Annotated in this window: 4 protein-coding genes; all 4 read right to left on the bottom strand. The window is 45.7% G+C overall.

Going from position 1 to position 2,943, the window contains the following annotated elements:
* On the bottom strand, window positions 1-208 hold a 208-nt coding region (locus KB557_RS10400), incomplete at its 3' end, for a VOC family protein (protein ID WP_399218999.1).
* A gap of 110 nt (window positions 209-318) precedes the next feature.
* The gene (gene hemB, locus KB557_RS10395) at window positions 319-1,320 is read right to left on the bottom strand and encodes a porphobilinogen synthase (protein WP_255133950.1); all 1,002 of its coding nucleotides are present in this window, start codon (window positions 1,318-1,320) and stop codon (window positions 319-321) included.
* Between the two features lie 66 nt (window positions 1,321-1,386).
* Window positions 1,387-2,493: a hypothetical protein gene (locus KB557_RS10390; protein ID WP_255133948.1), complete on the bottom strand. Its 1,107-nt coding sequence runs from the start codon at window positions 2,491-2,493 to the stop codon at window positions 1,387-1,389.
* Between the two features lie 34 nt (window positions 2,494-2,527).
* The coding region (locus tag KB557_RS10385; protein WP_315856224.1) for a DnaJ C-terminal domain-containing protein at window positions 2,528-2,943 on the bottom strand (416 nt) is incomplete at its 5' end.

The raw sequence follows: 2,943 nt of genomic DNA, 5'->3' as shown, positions 1-2,943 counted from the left end.
GCAGGGCTAAACCATCAGCGCCAGCCGTTAGGTAAGCCCAATCGCTGGCATCCCATACCAACTGCATGCCAAGGCTTAGGTAAAAAGACTTTGCCCTTGCCATATCAGCCACTCGAATGGCTACATGGCCCAACCGTTCCACTCCCATAACAATTGCGCGATTACTCCATTGTTGAGGGCAATGGTGCCAAGTGGGGATTGGAGGCAAAATACAGATTAGTTGGCTTGTGGTTTTGCTCCTCGATGCCCCTGGCTATCGCCCTGTGGCGCTTGTTTTGGCCAGTGCCCAGGGGGCGTAAACCCAGCCAACAAAGAAAATTAACCTTGACGGAGCCATGTTGCTGCGTCGCAGGCGTGATAAGTAAGGATCAAATTAGCACCGGCGCGTTTAAAACAAAGCAGGGTTTCAAGCACCACGGCCCGTTCATCAATCCAGCCGCGTTCAGCAGCAGCCTTAACCATTGAATATTCACCACTTACGTTATACGCAGCGATTGGCAGTTCTGTTTCTGCGCGCAAGCGATGCACGATATCAAGGTAGGCAAGGCCTGGTTTAACCATCAAAATATCTGCGCCTTCTTGCTCATCAAGTAAAGCTTCTGTAAGAGCTTCCCGGCCGTTGGCGGGATCCATTTGGTATGTGGCCTTGTTTGTGGGAATTGGCTTGTTGCCGCTGCTTCTGGGGGCGGAATCAAGGGCTTCGCGAAATGGGCCGTAGTAGGCGGAGGCATATTTAGCGGTGTAACTAATGATTCCTACATGTTCAAAACCTTCAGCATCAAGTGCTTCGCGGATTGCCCCTACTCGGCCGTCCATCATGTCGCTGGGGCCAATTAAATCAGCACCGGCTTGGGCCTGGGTAATTGCTTGGCGGCAAAGAATTTCTACTGTTTCATCATTTAGAACCACCCCTGCATCACTAACGAGGCCATCGTGACCATCGCAGGAGTAGGGATCAAGGGCTACATCTGTCATCAGCGTCATATCAGGATGCACATCTTTAAGGCGCCGGATTGCCCGAGGGATCAAGCCACCTTCGTTAAAGCATTCGCTGCCATCTTCGGTTTTTAATCCGTCTGCCACTTTTGGAAAAAGCACCACGCAGCGAATACCAAGCTCCCAAGCCCGCCCCACTTCGGTGATTAAGCCATCAAGGCTCCAGCGCTGGCAGCCTGGCATTGCAGATATAGGTTCGTTGCTGGCCCCTTCATGCACAAATAATGGATAAATAAAATCAGCTGCACTCAGATGGTTTTCCCGAACCATGGCTTGCAGAGCAGGGGTGCGACGCAGCCGGCGCGGACGGTATGAAAGTTCCACACTGTATTTGCAATTGGCGCAATCTTAGGCACTAAGCGTTTTGCAATCGCAAATTGGCAAGAGTTGTTACCGGAAACCAAAAGCAGCAACTGCAATAAAAACGCTGCCACCAATAATAATAGATTGATAGATTGCATCTACTCGATTTATTTTTTGCATCACTACTTCTCGTTGAGATTCGATTGAATTCTCGTAGACATTGCTTCCCCAAACGAATAAAGCAAAAAGAACGATTGAGGCTATGTAGCCAAATAAATATAATTGATCTATAAATGATATATACGATAATTTAGGTAGATCTGCATTTGTTCCTAGCTGTAGAAACACTAAAGTGAGTAGAGCTGTAGAGGGTATTGCTAAGCGCAATTCAGTGAGCTTCCCTTCCAGGTTTGGAGCTAGTACAAGCATTGCCATTACCGCAAGCCATGGCATTACATACTGATAAAAGGCAGACCAAAACTCTGTATTGTAATTAATATAGTATTCAACTCGGCTAAATTCTCCACCCTCAATGCCATTATTTGCTCCGAAGTTTGTATTATAAGTGTAAATTGAACTCTTTACGCCAACATCTCCTATTTGGTATCCGTTGATACCTGCATATTGCCCTTTAACCCCTTTAGCGTCAAGGGTTGGATTTAATCTGATAGCTTCAGCTGCTATTGAGAAAATAGTTGGCCTAGTTTCAATGATTATCGGTAGTTCTAATTGTTGAAAGGGGAAGCGTTTTAGGGTTTGCGAATCATCATAAAATTTTGCAGAAAATCTATAAAGTTGCAGCCTATTTCCGTTTGGCTTTAATTCAGGTTCAGGGCTATCAAGTTGAATCTGTGAATCCCAGGCTTCCACTTGGTTAACCATTTCAACAAGTTCTAAAAGTGGTATTTTATTTTTAATAATCAGCTGCTGAACTGCTTCTGGCCATTCAAGCCAAAACCAACCCTCGGCAGCAAAACTTTTGTCTTTAAGAGAAAGATTATAGATATTTTCTATATGCATCCCAAGTATAAAACTGCGTGCTGGATCAATAGCTGTTCCCTCGCTAACCGGTGTGGCCTTGCCTTGTGCAACTACAGGTTGAGGATATTGAATTGCGATTGCCAGGAAAAATGAAAGAATAAAACTGAATAATAAAAATAAAAGCGATTTTTTTTTAAGTATTTTGCGCAACATTACATTTTTTATTTAAAAAGTCTCTTGACTATACCTATAAGCTAGATGTTGTCAATAATTGAGCTCTAGGGTTCAGGTTGAGATTTTGACGAACCTGGCGTAGTTGCTCATAAAGGCGACGTTCTTCAGTGCTTAGTTCGCCAGGCAATTGCAATTGAATCGTTAATAGAAGGTCGCCTCTGCCCTCACGCAAGGGCCAACCTTTACCTTTTAAACGCAAGCTGCGGCCGCTGCTTATTCCAGCTGGCACCGTAACTATCGCCTCCCCATCAGGGGTGGGAACTACTAATTCGCCGCCAAGGATGGCTTCGTCGGGGCTGAGTGGTAATTCAGCCCGCATTAGATCACCGTCGATACTCCAAACCGGGTGATTCTCTAATTGGATATTGAGATAGAGATCACCCCTGCGGCCGCTGCTGGGTTGGAGGTTCCCTTTCCCTTTTAAACGCA

This window comes from Synechococcus sp. Cruz CV12-2-Slac-r, assembly GCF_024346075.1.
In the GTDB taxonomy this organism is placed as follows: domain Bacteria; phylum Cyanobacteriota; class Cyanobacteriia; order PCC-6307; family Cyanobiaceae; genus Synechococcus_D.
Note: the sequence above shows the minus strand (reverse complement) of the source record. Positions and strands in the feature narration are given on the sequence as shown.

Coding starts and splice junctions, on each gene's coding strand:
- KB557_RS10390 (WP_255133948.1), bottom strand. CDS start 2,493: ATGTTGCGCAAAATACTTAAAAAAAAATCGCTTTTATTTTTATTATTC.